At 61.6% G+C, this 18,296-nt stretch carries 20 protein-coding genes; 10 read left to right on the top strand and 10 right to left on the bottom strand.

Features of this window, described 5'->3' with window-relative positions:
- Window positions 1-36 precede the first annotated feature (36 nt).
- Window positions 37-1,236 carry a tyrosine--tRNA ligase gene (gene tyrS, locus ACJRW5_RS15460; RefSeq protein WP_484571384.1) on the bottom strand — a complete coding sequence of 400 codons (1,200 nt, stop codon included), beginning with the start codon at window positions 1,234-1,236 and terminating at the stop codon, window positions 37-39.
- Window positions 1,237-1,417: 181 nt separating this feature from the next.
- On the opposite strand from tyrS, the gene ACJRW5_RS15455 reads away from it, so the two are divergent.
- Both ACJRW5_RS15455 and ACJRW5_RS15450 read left to right on the top strand, forming a co-directional pair.
- A complete protein-coding gene (locus ACJRW5_RS15455; RefSeq protein WP_484571383.1) occupies window positions 1,418-2,845 on the top strand; it encodes a peptidoglycan DD-metalloendopeptidase family protein in 1,428 nt (475 codons plus the stop codon).
- A gap of 3 nt (window positions 2,846-2,848) precedes the next feature.
- Window positions 2,849-3,940 carry an anhydro-N-acetylmuramic acid kinase gene (locus tag ACJRW5_RS15450; protein WP_484571382.1) on the top strand — a complete coding sequence of 364 codons (1,092 nt, stop codon included), beginning with the start codon at window positions 2,849-2,851 and terminating at the stop codon, window positions 3,938-3,940.
- A 48-nt stretch (window positions 3,941-3,988) separates the two neighbouring features.
- On the opposite strand, the gene erpA is transcribed toward ACJRW5_RS15450, so the two are convergent.
- The 4 genes from erpA to argC form a co-directional block, all read right to left on the bottom strand.
- A complete protein-coding gene (gene erpA, locus ACJRW5_RS15445) occupies window positions 3,989-4,339 on the bottom strand; it encodes an iron-sulfur cluster insertion protein ErpA (protein WP_004373465.1) in 351 nt (116 codons plus the stop codon).
- 72 nt (window positions 4,340-4,411) lie between these two features.
- Window positions 4,412-4,822: a bactofilin family protein gene (locus ACJRW5_RS15440; protein WP_484571381.1), complete on the bottom strand. Its 411-nt coding sequence runs from the start codon at window positions 4,820-4,822 to the stop codon at window positions 4,412-4,414.
- A complete protein-coding gene (locus tag ACJRW5_RS15435) occupies window positions 4,812-5,555 on the bottom strand; it encodes a DUF6776 family protein (protein WP_484571380.1) in 744 nt (247 codons plus the stop codon). Before ACJRW5_RS15435 ends, ACJRW5_RS15440 begins: the two co-directional genes overlap by 11 nt.
- The gene (argC, locus tag ACJRW5_RS15430) at window positions 5,552-6,586 is read right to left on the bottom strand and encodes an N-acetyl-gamma-glutamyl-phosphate reductase (protein ID WP_484571379.1); all 1,035 of its coding nucleotides are present in this window, start codon (window positions 6,584-6,586) and stop codon (window positions 5,552-5,554) included. Before argC ends, ACJRW5_RS15435 begins: the two co-directional genes overlap by 4 nt.
- A gap of 134 nt (window positions 6,587-6,720) precedes the next feature.
- Here argC and hemJ point away from each other — a divergent pair, with 134 nt between their 5' ends.
- The 5 genes from hemJ to ACJRW5_RS15405 all read left to right on the top strand — a co-directional run bounded on the left by hemJ (window position 6,721) and on the right by ACJRW5_RS15405 (window position 11,246).
- Entirely contained in the window at window positions 6,721-7,149 is a 429-nt protein-coding gene (hemJ, locus tag ACJRW5_RS15425) for a protoporphyrinogen oxidase HemJ (RefSeq protein ID WP_484571378.1), read from the top strand.
- 10 nt (window positions 7,150-7,159) lie between these two features.
- Complete coding sequence (locus tag ACJRW5_RS15420; RefSeq protein WP_484571377.1) at window positions 7,160-8,122, top strand: NAD(P)H-dependent flavin oxidoreductase; 963 nt, start codon at window positions 7,160-7,162, stop codon at window positions 8,120-8,122.
- Complete coding sequence (locus ACJRW5_RS15415) at window positions 8,119-9,381, top strand: alanine racemase (protein WP_484571376.1); 1,263 nt, start codon at window positions 8,119-8,121, stop codon at window positions 9,379-9,381. The genes ACJRW5_RS15420 and ACJRW5_RS15415 overlap by 4 nt, the downstream gene beginning before the upstream one ends.
- A 96-nt stretch (window positions 9,382-9,477) precedes the next feature.
- Window positions 9,478-10,425, top strand: a complete 948-nt coding sequence (locus ACJRW5_RS15410) for a DUF805 domain-containing protein (protein ID WP_484571375.1) — start codon at window positions 9,478-9,480, stop codon at window positions 10,423-10,425.
- 32 nt (window positions 10,426-10,457) lie between these two features.
- A complete protein-coding gene (locus ACJRW5_RS15405; RefSeq protein WP_484571374.1) occupies window positions 10,458-11,246 on the top strand; it encodes an SDR family NAD(P)-dependent oxidoreductase in 789 nt (262 codons plus the stop codon).
- A gap of 11 nt (window positions 11,247-11,257) precedes the next feature.
- Here ACJRW5_RS15405 and ACJRW5_RS15400 read toward each other — a convergent pair whose 3' ends face one another.
- Window positions 11,258-12,739 carry an AAA family ATPase gene (locus ACJRW5_RS15400; RefSeq protein WP_484571373.1) on the bottom strand — a complete coding sequence of 494 codons (1,482 nt, stop codon included), beginning with the start codon at window positions 12,737-12,739 and terminating at the stop codon, window positions 11,258-11,260.
- A gap of 183 nt (window positions 12,740-12,922) precedes the next feature.
- Here ACJRW5_RS15400 and ACJRW5_RS15395 point away from each other — a divergent pair, with 183 nt between their 5' ends.
- Both ACJRW5_RS15395 and coq7 read left to right on the top strand, forming a co-directional pair.
- Complete coding sequence (locus ACJRW5_RS15395; protein WP_484571372.1) at window positions 12,923-13,696, top strand: formylglycine-generating enzyme family protein; 774 nt, start codon at window positions 12,923-12,925, stop codon at window positions 13,694-13,696.
- A 61-nt stretch (window positions 13,697-13,757) separates the two neighbouring features.
- On the top strand, window positions 13,758-14,405 hold the full coding sequence (gene coq7, locus ACJRW5_RS15390; protein ID WP_484571371.1) for a 2-polyprenyl-3-methyl-6-methoxy-1,4-benzoquinone monooxygenase: 648 nt from the start codon (window positions 13,758-13,760) through the stop codon (window positions 14,403-14,405).
- Between the two features lie 48 nt (window positions 14,406-14,453).
- On the opposite strand, the gene ACJRW5_RS15385 is transcribed toward coq7, so the two are convergent.
- Window positions 14,454-14,876 (bottom strand): OsmC family protein, encoded by a 423-nt coding sequence (locus ACJRW5_RS15385; protein ID WP_017675647.1) that lies wholly within the window; start codon window positions 14,874-14,876, stop codon window positions 14,454-14,456.
- Window positions 14,877-15,112: 236 nt separating this feature from the next.
- On the opposite strand from ACJRW5_RS15385, the gene crp reads away from it, so the two are divergent.
- Complete coding sequence (gene crp / locus ACJRW5_RS15380; RefSeq protein ID WP_159970595.1) at window positions 15,113-15,757, top strand: cAMP-activated global transcriptional regulator CRP; 645 nt, start codon at window positions 15,113-15,115, stop codon at window positions 15,755-15,757.
- A 51-nt stretch (window positions 15,758-15,808) separates the two neighbouring features.
- On the opposite strand, the gene trpC is transcribed toward crp, so the two are convergent.
- Genes trpC through ACJRW5_RS15365 form a run of 3 tightly spaced genes read right to left on the bottom strand, consistent with a single transcriptional unit; the run spans window position 15,809 to window position 18,284 of the window.
- On the bottom strand, window positions 15,809-16,648 hold the full coding sequence (gene trpC, locus ACJRW5_RS15375) for an indole-3-glycerol phosphate synthase TrpC (protein ID WP_484571370.1): 840 nt from the start codon (window positions 16,646-16,648) through the stop codon (window positions 15,809-15,811).
- Window positions 16,645-17,691, bottom strand: a complete 1,047-nt coding sequence (gene trpD, locus ACJRW5_RS15370; RefSeq protein ID WP_484571369.1) for an anthranilate phosphoribosyltransferase — start codon at window positions 17,689-17,691, stop codon at window positions 16,645-16,647. Before trpD ends, trpC begins: the two co-directional genes overlap by 4 nt.
- Window positions 17,688-18,284 carry an aminodeoxychorismate/anthranilate synthase component II gene (locus tag ACJRW5_RS15365; protein WP_484571368.1) on the bottom strand — a complete coding sequence of 199 codons (597 nt, stop codon included), beginning with the start codon at window positions 18,282-18,284 and terminating at the stop codon, window positions 17,688-17,690. Before ACJRW5_RS15365 ends, trpD begins: the two co-directional genes overlap by 4 nt.
- Window positions 18,285-18,296 lie beyond the last annotated feature (12 nt).

The raw sequence follows: 18,296 nt of genomic DNA, 5'->3' as shown, positions 1-18,296 counted from the left end.
CAGCAGAATGCGCGTCAAGCTTTAATTGCAGTTTTATTACTCGGCTTTAAGCGAGATCCGCGCAAAGGCCTTCTTACCGGCCTGACAGACATGGGCCGCACCTACTTTAAACAGGAAGGTACGATCCACCACCTCGCCATCGACACGCACGCCACCAGAGCCCAGCAGATCACGTGCCACCGCAGCATTCTTCACCAGCCCTGCCTTATTAAGAACAGAAGAGATAGGCATATCTTCTGCCGAAGTCAGTTCGACTTCCGGCAGATCTTCCGGTAGCTCACCATCCTTCATGCGGTTACCGGCGGAGCGGTGCGCATTGGCAGCTGCCTCTTCACCATGGAAGCGCGCGACGAGCTCTTCGGCCAGCTTGATCTTGATGTCGCGCGGATTGGCGCCCTGCTCGACGTCACGCTTGAACTGCTCGATCTCGTCCATGGAGCGGAAGCTCAGCAGCTCGAAATAACGCCACATCAGCGCATCCGGCATGGAGACCAGCTTGTTGTACATCACGCCCGGAGCTTCCTGAATGCCCACATAGTTACCCAGAGACTTGGACATCTTCTTCACGCCGTCGAGCCCTTCGAGCAAGGGCATGGTGACGATGCACTGCGATTCCTGACCGTAGGCACGCTGCAATTCGCGCCCCATCAGCAGATTGAACTTCTGGTCGGTACCGCCAAGCTCCACATCGGCCTTGAGCGCAACGGAGTCGTAGCCCTGCACCAACGGATAGAGGAACTCGTGAATGGCAATCGGCTGATTACTGGTATAGCGCTTGTCGAAATCATCACGCTCGAGCATACGCGCCACGGTGTACTGTGACGCCAGGCGAATGAAGTCGGCCGGCTTGAGCTGATCCATCCAGGTGGAGTTGAACGCCACTTCGGTCTTGGCCGGATCGAGAATCTTGAAGACCTGCTGCTTATAAGTCTCAGCGTTATCCAGAACCTGCTCGCGAGTCAGCGGCGGACGGGTAGCGCTCTTGCCACTGGGATCACCAATCATTCCGGTGAAGTCACCGATCAGGAAGACCACCTGGTGGCCCAGCTCCTGAAACTGGCGCAGCTTATTAATAAGGACGGTATGACCAAGGTGCAGATCCGGCGCAGTTGGGTCGAACCCTGCCTTGATCCGCAGTGGCTGACCACGCTTGAGCTTTTCGATCAGCTCAGCCTCAACCAGAACCTCTTCCGCACCGCGCTTGATCAGCGCCAGCTGCTCTTCGACCGACTTCATGACAGAACCCGCAACCACTGGAAATTGAAAGGGAACCAACCATACAAGATCGCAAACTAATTACAAGTTTTGCCCTAGGTCAGCCCAGCGGTGGCCTGGATGGCATGTCAAGGGTTGCCCCAAGGCGATTTTGGTTATATTTTATACAGTTAATGCACACTTCAAGAAAACGCCTCACGCCATGACGCAAAATATCCCTAAAGCCCCGCCCTACCCGAAGAGCCACATCCTGGCTGCTAGTGGTGTAGCCGCGCTGCTGAGCCTGGCTCTGCTGGTGTTTCCTTCGCGTGAAGTCGAAGCGCAGAAAACCTTCCTCGATCTGGACCTCGTCAGCGAAGCCGAGATGGTGCTAGAGGAAAAGGACGACCTCCGAGCGGGACAGCCAGACACTGGCGCCGCCTCTCCTTTCGCCAAGATCGAGCAGAGTGCGGATAGCGCCGAAAACAGCGCCGGACTCGACGCTGATGAGAAAAGCCCAGAAACAGCCGATACCCTCCCCACCGATCCCAACCATCACAACGTTACCGTCAGCAATGGCGATACGTTGTCCACTGTGTTCGCTAAGGTCGGCCTGAACGCCAACGATCTGCACGAGGCGCTCAACAGCAGCAAGGAGGCCAAACAATTCAGCCGTCTGAAGATTGGTCAGGTACTCGATTTCGAACTGGGTGAAGACGGCAAGCTGAAGACGCTGCAGAGCAAGCTCAGCGAGCTGGAAACCATCCGTCTGAGCCGCACAGACGAAGGCTTCGATTTCCAGCGCGACCAGGTCAAGCCTGAAGTTGTGTCGGCATACAGCCACGGCGTGATCAACAGTTCGCTGTTCCTTTCGGCAAAACGCGCCGGTCTGTCCCATGGACTGACCATGGATCTGGCCAACGTCTTCGGTTACGACATCGACTTCGCCATGGATATTCGCGATGGCGACGAGTTCGAAGTGATCTACGAAGAGAAGGTTGTCAACGGCAAGCGCGTCGGTACCGGCGATATTCTCTCCGCACGTTTCACCAACCGTGGCAAGACCTACACCGCCGTGCGTTACACCAACAAACAAGGCGCAACCAGCTACTACAGCGCCAACGGCGAAAGCATGCGCAAGGCCTTCATCCGTACACCGGTAGACTTCGCCCGCATCAGCTCGCGCTTCTCAAACGGCCGCAAGCACCCGATCCTGAACAAGATTCGCGCGCACAAGGGCGTTGACTACGCCGCCCCGCGCGGCACGCCGATCAAGGCTGCCGGTGACGGCAAGGTGGCTCTGGCAGGTCGCAACGGCGGCTACGGCAACACCGTGATCATCCAACACGGCCAGCGCTATCGCACGCTCTACGCGCACATGCAGGGTTTTGCCAAAGGCGTACGCAACGGTGTGAACGTCAAACAGGGGCAGATCATCGGTTACATCGGCACCACCGGCCTGTCCACCGGACCGCACCTGCACTATGAGTTCCAGGTCAATGGCGTGCACGTCGACCCGCTGAGCCAGAAGCTGCCGATGGCCGATCCTATCGCTGCCAGCGAGAAACAACGCTTCATGCAGCTGAGCAAGCCGTTGATGGCACGCATGGATCAGGAAAAGGCCACCATGCTGGCCAGCAACAAGCAGTAAGCCATGCCCCTCTATATTGGTGTGATGTCCGGTACCAGCCTGGACGGACTGGACATCGCACTGATCGAGCAAGACCACTCCCCTCGCCTACTCGCGACTCTCTACCGGCCAATGCCCGAGACCCTGCGCAGCGATCTGCTGGCACTCTGCGCGCCCGGCGAGAACGAACTGGCACGTGCCGCCATTGCCGAGCAGCATTGGGTCGAACAGGCCGCGCAAGCCATCAATGAACTGCTGCGTCAGCAGAACCTGAAGCCACAGGAAATTCGCGCCATTGGCAGCCACGGCCAGACCGTACGCCATGAGCCAACTCGCGGCTTCACTATCCAGATCGGCAACCCTGCACTGCTCGCCGAGCTGACAGGCATCTGCGTAGTCGCTGACTTTCGTCGCCGCGACGTTGCTGCGGGCGGCCAGGGCGCGCCGTTGGTGCCCGCCTTCCATCAGGACCTGTTCGGTGATACCGGGCGTCAGGTGGCGGTGCTCAACGTCGGCGGCTTCAGCAATCTCAGCCTGCTCTCTGCAGACGGACAAGTGCTGGGCTTCGACAGCGGCCCGGGAAACGTACTCCTCGATGCATGGATTCATCACTGCCAGGGGCTCAACTATGACCGCGACGGAGCCTGGGCAGCCAAAGGCAACGTCCACCCGGAGTTACTGAGCCGACTGCTGAGCGATCCCTTCTTCGTAACGCAAGGCCCCAAGAGCACGGGCCGCGAACTGTTCAACCTCGACTGGCTGCTCGGCCACCTGCAAGCATTGCCAGCGATACCGGAAGAAGATGTCCAGTCGACGCTGGTCGAGCTCACGGCGCGCAGCATCGTCAGCGCCTTGCGCAATGCACAGGCTTACACTGACGAGCTGCTGGTGTGTGGCGGCGGTGCGCACAACAGTTGCCTGATGCAACGACTGGCCACGATGCTGCCGGGAACCGAGGTACAAAGCACCGCGGCCAGAGGGATAGATCCAGACTGGGTCGAAGCCATGGCCTTCGCCTGGCTTGCTCACTGTGCCCTGGAAGGAATTCCCGGCAATCGACCGAGCGTTACCGGCGCTGCGGGGTTACGCGTTCTCGGCGCAATCTATCCGGCCTGAACGAAAACGCCGCGCATCGAGCGCGGCGTTTTTCTATCTTGCGAATGCTCAGATCGAGAAGGACGAACCGCAACCACAAGTAGTGGTGGCATTGGGGTTCTTGATCACGAAGCGCGAACCCTCGAGCCCTTCCTGATAGTCGACCTCGGAACCGACCAGGTACTGGAAGCTCATGGCATCGACCACCAGGCTGACGCCCTCGCGCTCGACGATGGTGTCATCCTCGGCCACATCTTCATCGAAAGTGAAACCATACTGAAAGCCCGAGCAACCACCGCCCGTGACGAACACGCGCAGCTTCAGTCGCGGATTGCCTTCCTCATCGACCAGGGTCTTCACCTTGCTGGCCGCACCCTGGGTAAAGTGCAAAGGGGCAGGGGTGAAGGTTTCGACGCTCATGCTGGACTCCCGGCGCCATGCGCCATACTGCGTAAGGCATGCATTATCCGCTTGCCCTACGAAACTGGTCAACTATTGCTCGGCTTCCACTGAAGCCGGCAACTCAAGAGGTTTGTCGCCGTCCTTGAGATGGTGAAGACGGCCTTCGATCTGCGCGCCCATGGCCATTTCCATCAGGCCGTAGTGCAGATTGCCGCGCACACGCGAGCGCGAACCGAGCTCCAGATGGCCACTGGCGAACACATCGCCGTTCACTTCACCGTCAATGACGATATGGGGGGCGCGTACCTCACCTTCAACCAGGCCGCCAACACTGACACGCACCAGCCCCTCGGTGGCCAAGAGGTTGCCGGTGACCTTACCGTCCACCTGCACCGCGCCCTGAAAGCGCATGTCGCCCACCAACTCAGCACCCGCCGCGATCAGGCTGGTCTTGCCGCTGAAGCGCTGCAGGTCGGGTTTGGCCTTGTCTTTACTCCACATGGGTGGCTATCACTCCTGATTTGATCCATTCGAACGTGCGACTCAGCGGCTTGTCGCCTTTGACTTCCGCCTGCACCTTGACCTGAAGTGGCTCGAAGCCTTCAGGCAGTTGTAATTCGCCAAAGCGACCAGCCTCTGGAAAAGACTGGAAATGCTTGAAGGAGAACGGGATGGGGTTGTCGCTGACATCATCGGAAAGTGCCGATAGCTCCAGTGAGGCAGGCTTGCCGCCCTGCCGCCCCTCGACAGTAACGCGCATCTGCCCCTGCAACGCCTCATCACTGGCGCCGACTCGACTCATCAGCAACTTGTAGCGGAATCGCTGCGGCACGTCCGTGGCTTGCAGCTCAAAGGCACGGATGCGCACACCTTCGCGACGACTGGCAGGCGCCAGTACCCCCTTGTAGAACGCCAGATCCTGCTGCTGCTTGAAGATCTGTTCTTCGAGCAGCTTGATCGTCAGCCGATTCTGCTCAATGGCCTGCTGACTCAACTTGTCGCTGCTGCCCACTACCGCCAGACGCTGACGCAGCAGCTCCAGCTCCTGTTCCTGCTCGGCAAGACGCGTCAATAATGACTGCGTCTGCTCGGTGCTCTGCTGAGGAGTCGCCTGCGGCCAGTACCACCCGAGGGCGAAGGCCGCTGGTACCGCGAGCACCAGCAGCAACAACAACCATCGACGGCGACGCTCTCGTCGCGGGTCGCTGAGGCGAACCTCCCAGCTCGCGGTCACGGCAAGAGAGCCGCGTGCGACAGGCCGAGATGTTCCTCAAGACCGAAGAGGATGTTCATATTCTGCACGGCCTGACCGGAAGCCCCTTTGACCAGATTGTCGATAACCGACAGCACCACCACCAGGTCACCGCCCTGCGGCCGATGCACCGCGATCCGGCAGACGTTGCCGCCACGCACGCTACGGGTTTCCGGATGGCTGCCAGCTGGCATCACATCGACGAACGGCTCGCCCGCATAACGTTCTTCGAACAGCGCCTGCAGATCCACCGAGGTATCGGCTACGCGTGCATAAAGCGTCGCATGGATGCCACGAATCATCGGCGTCAGGTGTGGCACGAAGGTCAGGCCGACGTCGCTACCCGCTGCCTGGCGCAGGCCCTGGCGAATTTCCGGCAGGTGGCGATGACCTTTGACCGAGTAGGCTTTCATGCTTTCGCCAGCCTCGCAGAACAGCGAGCCGACACTGGCACCACGTCCAGCGCCGCTGACACCGCTCTTGCAGTCAGCGATGAGGCTGCCCGTTTCCGCCAGACCGGCCTCGAGCAGCGGTATCAGGCCAAGCTGAGTCGCAGTCGGATAGCAGCCGGGCACGGCAATCAGGCGCGCCGTCTTGATCGCCTCGCGGTTGACCTCGGGCAGACCATATACCGCCTCGCTCAGCAGCTCCGGCGCGCCGTGCGGTTGGCCGTACCACTTGGCCCACTCTTCGGCATCCTGCAGACGGAAGTCGGCAGACAGATCGATCACTCGCGTGCCCGCAGCCAGCAGCTCGCCAGCAAGGGCATGAGCGACGCCGTGAGGCGTAGCGAAGAACACCACATCACAGGCCCCCAGCGTGGCGACGTCCGGCACACTGAATGCCAGGTCCGGGTAATGGCCACGCAGGTTGGGGTACATCTCGTCGACACGCAGGCCGGCTTCGGAACGGGACGTGATAACAGCCACTTCTGCCTGCGGGTGTTGCGCCAGCAGACGCAGCAGTTCGACACCGGTGTAACCCGTGCCGCCGACGATACCGACCTTGATCATCACATGCCCCTTCGCAAAAACCATTGGAAAGTTGCCGATGATAAAGCCGCATTGGCCAAGCTCCAACCGCGGAGGTGACGTAAAGCGTCGCCTGCCTCTACTATCGAGGGCATTTTTCTGCACGAGACACGCAAATGCTCTATCTCTGGCTCAAGGCCCTGCACATAGTCGCTGTGGTCTGCTGGTTCGCCGGTCTGTTCTATCTGCCACGCCTGTTCGTCTACCACGCGATGAGCGACGACAGCCTCAGCCGCGAACGCTTCTGCGTCATGGAGCGCAAGCTCTACCGCGGCATCATGGTGCCATCGATGATCGCCACGCTGGGCCTGGGTATCTGGCTGCTGAGCCTCAACCCCAGCTACTACTTTTCCCAAGGCTGGATGCACGCCAAGCTGACGCTGGTGGTCGCCCTGATCGTCTACCATCACCTGTGCGGCGCCCAGCTCAAGCGCTTCGCGCGAGGTGAGAACACACGCGGCCATGTATTCTATCGCTGGTTCAACGAAGCGCCGGTGCTGGCTCTACTGGGCATCGTCATTCTGGTCGTCGTCCGCCCCTTCTGAGGAAACCACCATGTCTCTGCCTACTCTGCTCGAGCAACGCCTGCGTCTGCCCTTGGTAGCCGCGCCGATGTTCCTGGTCTCCAACCCCGCCCTCGTCAGTGCCTGCTGCAATAGCGGAATCGTTGGCAGCTTTCCGGCGCTCAACCAGCGTGAAAGCAGTGGTTTTGCGGCATGGCTTAACGAAATCAAGACCAGTCTAGAGCCCGACGCGGCACCGTTCGCGGTCAATCTGATCGTGCATCAGAGCAACCCACGACTGCAGGCCGACCTGGCCATCTGCGTCGAGCATCGCGTACCCATCGTCATCACCAGCCTGGGCGCGGTAAAGGAAGTGGTCGATGCCGTGCATGGCTATGGCGGCCTGGTGTTCCACGACGTCACCACGCGTCGCCATGCCGAGAAAGCCGCGGAAGCAGGCGTCGACGGACTGATTGCGGTGGCCGCCGGTGCGGGTGGTCACGCTGGCACCTGGAGCCCATTCGCGCTGCTGGCCGAGATTCGTCAGTTCTTCGACAAGACCGTGCTGCTGTCCGGCTGCCTCAATCATGGCCATGAAATTCTTGCCGCACAGTTGTTGGGGGCAGACCTGGCGTACATGGGCACACGCTTCATCGCCACGACCGAGAACGATGCCTCCATGGCATACAAGGAGATGATCCTTGGCGCCCGCGCCGCCGATATCATCCACACGCCTGCGGTGTCCGGCGTTCCCGCCAGTTTCATGCGCCAGAGCCTGGAGCAAGCTGGCTACGACCTCAAGCAGCTGCAGAACAAGGCAGACGTCAACTACGGAGAGAAGCTCAAGCCCATGGATGACGAGGCCAAGGCATGGAAAACCGTGTGGTCGGCAGGTCAGGGCGTCGGCGGTATCGATGACCTGCCATCTGTATCGCAACTGGTATCGCGGCTCGATGAGGAATACCGCGCCGCACTGAGCCAAAGCCAGCGGCTGGGGCAGCACTGGCCACGATGAAACGCCGGCATCTGCTCGGCCTGGCGGCGCTGGGCCTGATTGGCGGCTGGGCAGTGCGTCCGCAGGACCGGGGTAGAGCGCACGATGCCTACTTCGCGGGGCTCAACAGGCAATTGCAGCGCGATGGAGACGGTATTCCCACCCTGCTGCTGGATCTCGATCGCCTGGACGCCAACGCCGACCTCCTGGCTGCACAGTTGCCGAATCGACTGGCGCTGCGTCTGGTCGCCAAGTCGCTGGCCAGTACCGGCCTGTTGGAGTATCTGGCCAAACGCCTGCAGACTCAGCGCTTCATGGTCTTTCACCAACCGCAGCTGAACCGGCTGGCGAGAAGCTTTCCCGAGGCCGACCTGCTACTGGGTAAACCCATGCCGGTCGAGGCTGCGCTGAACTTCTATCGCCAGCTACCGCAGCAATTGCCTTTCGACCCGAATCACCAGGTGACCTGGCTGATAGACAGCCAACAGCGCCTGCAGCAGTACGCCGAACTCGCCAAGGCGCTGAACCGGCCGCTGCGCATCGCTCTGGAAATCGACATTGGCCTGCAGCGTGGCGGCTTTGCCGATCCGCGAGCGCTCAACCAGGCCATGCAGCAACTCACCCATTACCCAGCTCTGCGGCTGCGGGGAATGATGGGTTACGACGCCCACGTCGCACACAATCCGCCCTGGGCGAGCCAGCAACAGGCGTTCGCTCACGCCGACGCACGCTATCGCGACTTCATAAACAGCGCACGCTCATTCACCGAACAGTGGCCCGGCATACCGCTGCTCAACGGTGGCGGTAGCCTGACCTACCGCCTGCACAGCCAACAGCCCAGCTCACTGAACGAGATTTCCGTAGGTTCTGCGTTGCTCAAACCCTCGGACTTCGACATCCCGATGCTGCAGGAGCTGCAACCGGCACTGTGGATCGCCACGCCGGTGCTCAAGGCTGTCGATGGCGCCCTGCCCTACCTGCAGCCGCTGCAACCCGCGCTCAGTGCCTGGAACCCGAACCGCCAGCATGCCTATTACCTGTATGGAGGCCGCTGGCCGGCGCAGCCTGTCTCGCCAGCGGGCCTTGACTACGACGCACTGTACGGCCGCAGCGCCAATCAGGAGCGCCTGGTGGGCAGCGACAGTACAGGTCTGAGCACGGGCGACTGGATATTTCTGCGCCCAGCCGTTAGCGAAGGCCTGCTGGCTGATTTCGGCGAAATACGTCTACTGCGCCGCGGCCAACTGGTCGGCCGCTGGAGCACAATAAGCGGCGCCTGAAAATTGCCGTACATAGTGCGTCAGGCCGCTTGTATAGTGCCCAGGCGTCACTCTAGGCTTAGCTCACCTCAACTTCCCGCAGACAAGGAAGCTCGCATGAATCAACCGCGCTACAAGATAGTGTTCGATGGCCAACTGATGCCGGAGATGACCCTGGAAACGGTCAAGGACAATCTCGCCCGCCTGTTCAAGAGCGACCCGGCACGCATCGACAGCCTGTTCAGCGGTAACCCGGTCGCACTCAAGCGCGATCTGGAGGAAAACGAGGCGAACCAGTACCTCAACGCCCTGCAGAAAGCGGGGGCCAATGTACGCAAGGAGCTGGACCAGAGCGCCAATCTTAGCCTGGTGCCCACCGAAGAAGAGTCCGAGGCGGGGCCGGTGGATAGCGCCCGCATGAGCTGCCCTAAATGCGGGCACGAGCAAGCCAAGGCGATCGAATGTTCGGCATGCGGCATCATCATCGAAAAGTATCTGGCACGCCAGGCGCAGCTGGCCGAGGCTGAGGTCGCACCTGCATCGGCACCGGCAGTTGCCATCAGCAGCGCATCGCCCTATGCCCCGCCTCAGGCGAACGTCGCCGAAACGCTGCCGGAATTCTCCGAGCTCAAGGTATTCAGCGTCAGCGGTCGGATCGGTCGTGTGCGTTACCTGGGCTGGAGCATGGCCATGTTGCTGTGCAGCATGCCAATACTGATGGTCCCCGCCGGCCTGTCGGCGATGTCCAGCGTACTGGGCGGCTTGCTGCTCATCGTCGCGATAGTCGCCATGCTCGCGGTTAGCGTCTTTATCGGCGTCCAGCGTCTGCACGATATCGGCTGGTCCGGCTGGTTGTGGCTAATCAACTTCGTCCCGGTCGTCGGCGGCGTATTTGCCCTGCTCATGCTGATCATTCCCGGCACTCAGGGAGCCAACCGCTACGGCCCGCCGCCACCACCTAACAGCACTGGCGTGAAAGTCCTGGCCTGGCTGATCCTGCTGGTTCCGGTGATCGGCATCATCGCCGCCATCGCCCTGCCCGCCTACCAGGGTTACCTCGGATAATGCCGACGATACGAGCACATTGACGTCTCTCCATGCGCAGCTATGCATTGATCACCGGCGCGTCCAGCGGTATCGGTCTGGCCATGGCCGAAGCCCTGGCGCGCCGTGGACGCCACCTTATTCTGGTAGCACGGCGGCGTGAGGCTCTGGAAAGCATTGCATGCGAGCTGGCTCAACGCTTTGGCGTCGAGGTGCTGTTCCGACTTTGTGACCTGAGTGAGCCCCTGCAACTGTCCGGGCTGCTGATCGAGCTGGAGCAGGGCCAGTGGCATATCGATCTACTGGTCAACAGCGCCGGGCTAGGCTGCGCAGGCCCGTTCCTCGAACAGGACTGGAGTCGCGAGCAGGAGCAGTTGGAAGTCAATGTGCTGGCATTGACGCGCCTCTGCCACGCTCTCGGCCAGCGCATGGCCGAACAGGGCGGCGGACAGATTCTCAACGTGGCCTCGGTCGCGGCTTTTCAGCCGGGTCCGTGGATGAGCAGCTACTACGCCAGCAAAGCCTACGTATTGCATTTCTCCGAAGGTCTGCGTGAAGAACTGCGCACGCGCGGCGTTCATGTGTCCGTGCTATGCCCTGGGCCGACGCACAGTGCGTTCTTCCGCACCGCGCGGATGGACGTTGGCCGTCTCGCTGGCAGCAAACTGATGATGAGCGCCGAGGAAGTGGCGCTGATCACCGTCCGAGCGCTGCAGAAGAACCGCAGCATCATCATTCCCGGCTGGCGCAACCGCCTGCTGGCGTTGAGCCCGCGCCTGGCACCGCGTTGGCTGGTACGCAAGATCAGTGCTCGACTGACACGTCCGTTCACCGGCGCCTGACTAGGCGCGCATTACCCCGCGTTGACCGTCCGCCCCTCCGCCCAGCTACGCAGGGCCGCCAGCCGCTCGGCCATCACCACCGACAGTGGCGCGGTGCCTTGCAGGACACGCAACACCAACGCCTGATCGACCGCCTGCTGCTGGGCCTGACCGGCATACAGCGCGCTGACAATCGCCTGCTCGATCTCTGCCCCGGAATAGCCGTCGCTGGCTGCGGCCAGTTGCGCCAGGTCGAACCCCGCTGGATCGAGCTCGCGCCGCTGCAGATGGATGCGGAATATCTCGGCGCGAATCTCCGCATTAGGTAGGTCGACGAAGAACAGCTCGTCGAAGCGGCCCTTACGCACCAGCTCGGGCGGCAGGCGATCGATGGCATTGGCCGTGGCCACGACGAACACCGGCGCCTTGCGCTCCGCCATCCAGGTCAGCAGAGTGCCGAACACGCGCTGGCTGACACCACCATCATGATCACCACTGGCCAGGCCCTTCTCCACCTCGTCCATCCATAGCACGCAGGGCGCCATCTGCTCGGCAAGGCGCAACGCTTCGCGCAGGTTGCGTTCGGTCTCGCCGAAAAACTTGTTGTACAGGCAGGCGAAATCCAGGCGCAGCAGTGGCAGCCCCCACAGTCCGGCAACCGCCTTGGCTGCCAGGCTCTTGCCACCACCCTGCACCCCGACCAGCATCACGCCCTTGGGCGCATCGATTTGTTTACCTTCAAGGAAGCCGGCTTGCCGCTCGGCCAGCCAGCGTTTGAGGTTGACCAGCCCGCCGACTTCGGCGAAACGCGCAGTGTCGTACTCGAAGCTCAGCACTCCCTCCAGATCCAGCAGCTGGAACTTGGTCTTGTTCAGCTCAGGGATGTCTTCCTGGGTAATTGCACCGTCATCGCAGATCACGTTACGCGCCAACGCACGTGCCTCGGCATGGCTGAGTCCACGCAGGTTCTTCACCACCTGCTGCAAGGTGCGGTTATCGGTACGCACCCGTGCACCGCGGTTACCCTCGCTCCAGCGCGTTGCCTCGTCGCGTACGATGCTCAGCAGCTCGTCTTCGGATGGCAGCGCCAGGCTGAAGCGCGCGGCATAACGCTGCACCTCGGGCGGTAGCTTGATGGCGTGCGACACCAGAACCAGCGTCGGCTTGTGCGCCCCCTCGCTCATGGCGATTTCCTTGAGCAGGCGCACCAGTCGCGGATTGTCATCGAGGAACGGATGCAGATCGCACATCACGTACAGATTGGGCTGCGGATCGACCTTGATCATGCGCAGCGCGGCATCCGGCTCCAGCGTAGGCGCCTCGTCCACTGCTGCACCGCCGAAACCGAGACGCTGCAGACCTTCGGTCACCGACCAGGTATGCAGCCCCAGACCCCGCTTGATGGCCAGCCCGGTCAGCGTTTCCAGCACGCGCAACTCGTCCCAGGATTCGATGACCACCAGTTTGACCTTGGAATCCAGTACCAGCCCCAGATCGTGAATATCGTTCTTCAACACCAGCTCCTTGTGAGGTTGGGTCTGCCGGGCGAGCAGGGTTAACATCCGCGTTTTGGCAGAATACGGAGGCCGCCGCATGGACCCTATAAACATGCAGATCGTCGCTGGAGGCAACGAACCGTGCAAGTGCTGAACCGCCGCGCTGTGACAGCGAAGCGTTCTCTCCGCCTCGCGGGCCTTATGCTGCTGGGCTTACCCGCCCTGGCCAGCGAGATGATCAGCGATCCGCTCGCCACTGGAGGCGTCGGGCCTGAGCTGGTGGTGATCCCCGCCGGGGAGTTCCTGCTGGGCGATGGCAGTGGCCGGGGCAACGACAACGAACGCCCTCAACGCAGCGTGACCTTCACAGTCCCCTTCGCAATCGGCCGCTACGAAGTCACCTTCGCCGATTGGCAACGATATGCCGAAGCCGCCAGCCTGCCGATGCCCGACAACGAGGGCTGGGGCCTTTCCGCGCAACGCCCGGTGATCCATGTTTCCTGGCGCGATGCCCATGCGTACACCCAGTGGCTGTCACGCCAGACTGGTGCTCGCTACCGCCTGCCCACCGAAGCGGAATGGGAATATGCTGCCCGCGGCGGCAGCCCGAGCTACTACTGGTGGGGCGACGCACTCGACAGCAGCGAGCAGGCGCCACGCGCGCACTGCCGCGGTTGTGCGACATCGCGCCTGTTGCGCAACAAGACGGCCGCCGTGGGCCAGTTTCCGGCCAACGCTTTCGGCCTGCACGATACGGCGGGTAACGTCTGGGAATGGACAGCCTCACGCTTCACCCAACACTTCGACGGCAGCGAAACACAAAGCGCCGGGCTGCTCGACGACAGCCCGCGCGTAGTCCGCGGCGGCGCCTGGAACAGCGGGCCGAGCTACCTGCGCAGCAGCATGCGTGACCTCAAGCAGCCGCATCATCGCGACTATGCCCTGGGCTTTCGCGTGCTGCGCGAACTACCCTGAGCACGGACGCTCAGCTCACTTTGCAGTAGACTAAAGGCGTTGTTCCATCTGGAGGTGCCCCATGGCCAGCGAACGCCAATATTCCCCCGTCGATCGCCTGCTGCTGCAAGCCGACGCCGCCCTGCGTACTCTTCTGCCCTTCAGCGGAGCTTCGGGCCGCCCCTCGCCTGCCGTCGTACAGAACGAAGCCGAGCTGAGCAGCGAGGAGTCGCGCCATGTGGCTGGGCTGATGCGCATCAACCATACCGGCGAAGTCTGCGCCCAGGCCCTCTATCAAGGGCAAGCCCTGACCGCCAAGCTGCCAGAGGTTCGCAGCGCCATGGAACATGCGGCCGACGAGGAAATCGACCACCTGGCCTGGTGCGAGCAGCGCATTCGCGAACTCGGAAGCCACCCCAGTGTGCTTAACCCGTTGTTCTACGGCCTGTCATTTGGCGTAGGCGCCGTCGCTGGTCTGGTCAGTGATCGGGTCAGCCTGGGCTTCGTCGCCGCCACCGAAGATCAGGTATGCAAGCATCTGGACGAACACCTGGAGCAGATACCCGAGCAAGATGCCAAGTCCCGCGCCATTCTTGAGCAGATGCGCATCGACGAGCAGCAGCACGCCAATAGTGCCTTGGCCGCTGGAGGCGTGCGCTTCCCCGCCCCCGTGAAGCTGGGCATGACCCTGCTGTCGAAGGTCATGACCAAGAGCACCTATCGCATCTGAACGAACGAGGGCGCCAATTGGCGCCCTCGTTCCATGCAGCAACGTCGCTTAGCCCAACTCGACGATTTCATAATCGTGGCTGATATCGACGCCGGCGCGGCCCAGCATGATCGAGGCCGAGCAATACTTCTCCGCCGACAGTTCCACCGCTCGCTTGACTTGGGCCTCCTTCAGACCACGCCCCTTGACCACGAAGTGCAGGTGAATCTTGGTGAACACCTTGGGCTCTTCGCCTGCACGCTCGGCATCGAGGAAGACCTCGCAACTTTCTACCGGCTGGCGGCCTTTGCGCAGGATGCTGACCACATCGAAATTACTGCAGCCGCCGAGGCCGATCAGCAACATTTCCATCGGTCGAACGCCAAGGTTGCGGCCGCCAGCATCAGGCGGCCCATCCATTACCACGGCATGACCACTGCCGGATTCCCCCAGGAACAGGGCTTCGCCGGCCCACTGCACGCGCGCTTTCATCTATCCAGGCTCCGTAGCTTTTGCAAAGGCACGCAGGTTAGCACAGCACCGCGACATCCCGGAGTGTGGCCAAAGCGTCAAAGTTCCACTGGGCTGTGTTAGCCAGGTCACAAAAAACACCCTTCACTTTGTGCGTCTGTTAAGCTGGCGCCGGAATGCTGGCACACTTGGCCGGATAACTAATAAGAAATTGCCTGTTGGACAAAGGCCTACTTTTCTATATTCGGGACTCGGGCATGGTCGCTATTACCCTTACACCTAAAATCAAACATCTGGACAAGCTACTCGCGCATTGTCATCGCCGACGTTACACGGCGAAAAGCACCATCATCTATGCGGGTGATCGTTGCGAAACCCTGTTCTTCATCGTCAAAGGCTCGGTCACCATCCTCATCGAAGATGATGACGGCCGCGAAATGATCATCGCCTATCTCAACGCCGGCGACTTCTTCGGCGAAATGGGCCTATTCGAGAAAGAAGGCGCAGAGAAAGAACGCAGCGCCTGGGTTCGTGCCAAGACAGAATGCGAGGTCGCGGAAATCAGCTACGCCAAGTTCCGCGAGCTGACCCAACAGGATCCGGACATTCTCTTCGCCCTCGGCAGCCAGATGGCCGAGCGCCTGCGCAATACCACGCGCAAGGTCGGCGACCTGGCCTTCCTCGACGTGACTGGCCGTGTCGCGCGTACCCTGCTCGACCTGTGCAAGCAGCCCGACGCCATGACTCACCCCGATGGCATGCAGATCAAGATCACCCGTCAGGAAATCGGCCGTATCGTCGGCTGCTCCCGCGAAATGGTCGGCCGCGTGCTCAAGTCCCTGGAAGAACAGGGCCTGGTGCACGTCAAGGGCAAGACCATGGTGGTGTTCGGCACTCGCTGAGCCACCCTGGAATGAAAAAGCCGGCACTCAATGCCGGCTTTTTTATGCGCTTTATTCGGGATCCTGGCCGATTACCGCAGCCCGCCCACGCTCGGGAAAGAACAAGCGCTGCAATTCACTGCCCGGACTTTCCGCACGCATAAAGGCTTCACCCACGAGGAAGGTGTAGACCTCGTTGATCTCCATCAGCTCAACGTCGGCGCGGTTAAGAATGCCGCTCTCGGTCACCACCAGGCGATCACGCGGGATGCGCGGCAGCAGATCCAAGGTGGTTTCCAGGCTGACATCGAAGGTGTGCAGGTTACGGTTGTTGATACCCACCAACGGCGTGTCCAAGGTATTCAGCGCACGATCGAGCTCGTCGCCGTCATGCACTTCCACTAGCACGTCGAGACCGACGTCCTTGGCTACCGAGGCCAGCTCGGCCATGCGCACGTCATCCAGGCAGGAGACGATCAGCAGCACGCAGTCGGCCCCAAGGGCACGGGCCTCAACGATCTGGTACGGGTCGACCATGAAATCCTTGCGAATCACCGGCAGCGCGCAGGCAGCACGCGCCTGCTGCAGGTACTGATCGGCGCCCTGGAAGAAGTCGATATCGGTCAACACCGACAGGCAGGTGGCGCCGCCGGCTTCGTAGCTGCGGGCGATGTCGGCCGGGACGAAATCGGCACGCAGAATGCCCTTGCTCGGCGAAGCCTTCTTTACCTCGGCAATCACTGCCGGCTGCTTGCGCGCGGCCTGTTCCAGCAGGGCACGGGCGAAGCCACGCGGCACATCGGCAGCGCGCGCAGCGGCCTCGACCTCGGCCAGGCTGACCTGCGCACGGCGGGCGGCCACTTCCTCGAACTTACGGGCGACGATCTTCTCCAGTACGGTTGGTACGCTCACCCTTCGTTCTCCTGTTGGAATACCGCAGTAAAGGACACCAGCTCTTCCAGCTTCTCGCGAGCCAGGCCAGTGTGCAGGGCATCATGCGCCAACTGCATGCCCTCGCGCAGGCTGCTGGCATGGTCGGCGGCATACAGTGCAGCGCCGGCGTTGAGCACAATCATCTCGGCGGCCTTCTGGCCGTTGTCGGTCTTGCGCCGACCCAGCGCATCTCGGATCAGCGCCAGCGACTGCTCGGCGTTGTCGACGGTCAGGCCGATCAGGCTCTGGCTCTTGATGCCGAAGTCCTCAGGCTGGATGCGGTACTCGCTGACTACGCCATCTTTCAGTTCGGCGACGAAAGTCGGCGCCGCCAGGCTGATCTCATCCAGGCCATCCTGCGCGTGCACCACCAGTACATGCTGGCTGCCCAGGCGCTGCAGCACTTCGGCCATCGGCCGGCACAGCGCCTGACTGAACACGCCGATGACCTGATGCTTGGCGCCGGCCGGATTGGTCATCGGGCCGAGCATATTGAAGATGGTGCGCAGGCCCAGCTCGCGACGCGGGCCGATGGCATGCTTCATCGCGCCGTGATGGGCCGGCGCGAACATGAAGCCGACGCCGACGCTTTCCACGCAGCGCGCCACTTGCTCGGGCTTGAGGCCGAGATAGACGCCAGCAGCTTCGAGCAGGTCGGCACTGCCGCTCTTGCCCGACACTGCACGGTTGCCGTGCTTGGCCACTTTGCCGCCTGCCGCCGCGACAACGAAGGCCGCGGCAGTGGAGACGTTGAAGATGTTCATGCCATCGCCACCGGTGCCGCAGGTGTCGACCATGCGCTCGGCGTCGATCACCACCGGTGCGGCCAGCTCACGCATGACGCTGGCGGCGCCGACGATCTCGTCGATGGTCTCGCTCTTCATGCGCATGCCCATGAGGAATGCACCGATCTGCGCGTCGGTGCACTGGCCGGTCATGATCTCGCGCATCACCGACTGCATTTCCTCAGTGGTCAGATCGAGCTGGGCGACAATGCGGTTGAGGGCTTCCTTGATGTTCATGCGCGCACGCCTCCGGTCTGCTTGAGGAAGTTGGCGAACAGTTCATGGCCCTGCTCGGTGAGGATGGACTCGGGGTGGAACTGCACACCTTCGATATTCAGAGTCTTGTGGCGCAAGCCCATGATCTCGTCGACCGAACCATCGTCGTGCTGCGTCCAGGCGGTCATTTCCAGGCAATCCGGCAGGGTCTCGCGCTTGACCACCAGAGAATGATAGCGGGTCACGGTCAGCGGCTTGTTGAGGCCAGCGAACACGCCCTTGTCCTCGTGGAACACCGGACTGGTCTTGCCGTGCATCACCTGGCGCGCACGCACGACGTCTCCGCCATAGGCCTGGCCAATGCTCTGGTGGCCCAGGCACACGCCGAGGATCGGCAGCTTGCCAGCGAAATGCAGGATGGCCTCGATGGACACACCCGCTTCGGTCGGCGTGCACGGGCCCGGCGAGACGACGATGCGCTCGGGCTTGAGGGCCTCGATCTCGGCAATGCTCAGCTCGTCGTTGCGGATCACATGAACGTCGGCACCCAGCTCACCCAGGTACTGCACGACGTTGTAGGTAAAGGAGTCGTAGTTATCAATCATCAAAAGCATGGTGCGGCGCCT

It is taken from the genome of Pseudomonas pichavaramensis (assembly GCF_050473265.1).
Lineage (GTDB): Bacteria > Pseudomonadota > Gammaproteobacteria > Pseudomonadales > Pseudomonadaceae > Aquipseudomonas.
The sequence above is the reverse complement of the archived record's forward strand: the minus strand, read 5'-3'. Positions and strand labels throughout refer to the sequence as shown.

Bases quoted from the DNA above. Each gene is read 5' to 3' on its own strand.
- tyrS (WP_484571384.1), bottom strand. From the start codon at position 1,236: ATGAAGTCGGTCGAAGAGCAGCTGGCGCTGATCAAGCGCGGTGCGGAA.
- ACJRW5_RS15455 (WP_484571383.1), top strand. From the start codon at position 1,418: ATGACGCAAAATATCCCTAAAGCCCCGCCCTACCCGAAGAGCCACATC.
- ACJRW5_RS15450 (WP_484571382.1), top strand. From the start codon at position 2,849: ATGCCCCTCTATATTGGTGTGATGTCCGGTACCAGCCTGGACGGACTG.
- erpA (WP_004373465.1), bottom strand. From the start codon at position 4,339: ATGAGCGTCGAAACCTTCACCCCTGCCCCTTTGCACTTTACCCAGGGT.
- ACJRW5_RS15440 (WP_484571381.1), bottom strand. From the start codon at position 4,822: ATGTGGAGTAAAGACAAGGCCAAACCCGACCTGCAGCGCTTCAGCGGC.
- argC (WP_484571379.1), bottom strand. From the start codon at position 6,586: ATGATCAAGGTCGGTATCGTCGGCGGCACGGGTTACACCGGTGTCGAA.
- hemJ (WP_484571378.1), top strand. From the start codon at position 6,721: ATGCTCTATCTCTGGCTCAAGGCCCTGCACATAGTCGCTGTGGTCTGC.
- ACJRW5_RS15420 (WP_484571377.1), top strand. From the start codon at position 7,160: ATGTCTCTGCCTACTCTGCTCGAGCAACGCCTGCGTCTGCCCTTGGTA.
- ACJRW5_RS15415 (WP_484571376.1), top strand. From the start codon at position 8,119: ATGAAACGCCGGCATCTGCTCGGCCTGGCGGCGCTGGGCCTGATTGGC.
- ACJRW5_RS15410 (WP_484571375.1), top strand. From the start codon at position 9,478: ATGAATCAACCGCGCTACAAGATAGTGTTCGATGGCCAACTGATGCCG.
- ACJRW5_RS15405 (WP_484571374.1), top strand. From the start codon at position 10,458: ATGCGCAGCTATGCATTGATCACCGGCGCGTCCAGCGGTATCGGTCTG.
- ACJRW5_RS15395 (WP_484571372.1), top strand. From the start codon at position 12,923: ATGCTGCTGGGCTTACCCGCCCTGGCCAGCGAGATGATCAGCGATCCG.
- coq7 (WP_484571371.1), top strand. From the start codon at position 13,758: ATGGCCAGCGAACGCCAATATTCCCCCGTCGATCGCCTGCTGCTGCAA.
- ACJRW5_RS15385 (WP_017675647.1), bottom strand. From the start codon at position 14,876: ATGAAAGCGCGCGTGCAGTGGGCCGGCGAAGCCCTGTTCCTGGGGGAA.
- crp (WP_159970595.1), top strand. From the start codon at position 15,113: ATGGTCGCTATTACCCTTACACCTAAAATCAAACATCTGGACAAGCTA.
- trpD (WP_484571369.1), bottom strand. From the start codon at position 17,691: ATGAACATCAAGGAAGCCCTCAACCGCATTGTCGCCCAGCTCGATCTG.
- ACJRW5_RS15365 (WP_484571368.1), bottom strand. From the start codon at position 18,284: ATGCTTTTGATGATTGATAACTACGACTCCTTTACCTACAACGTCGTG.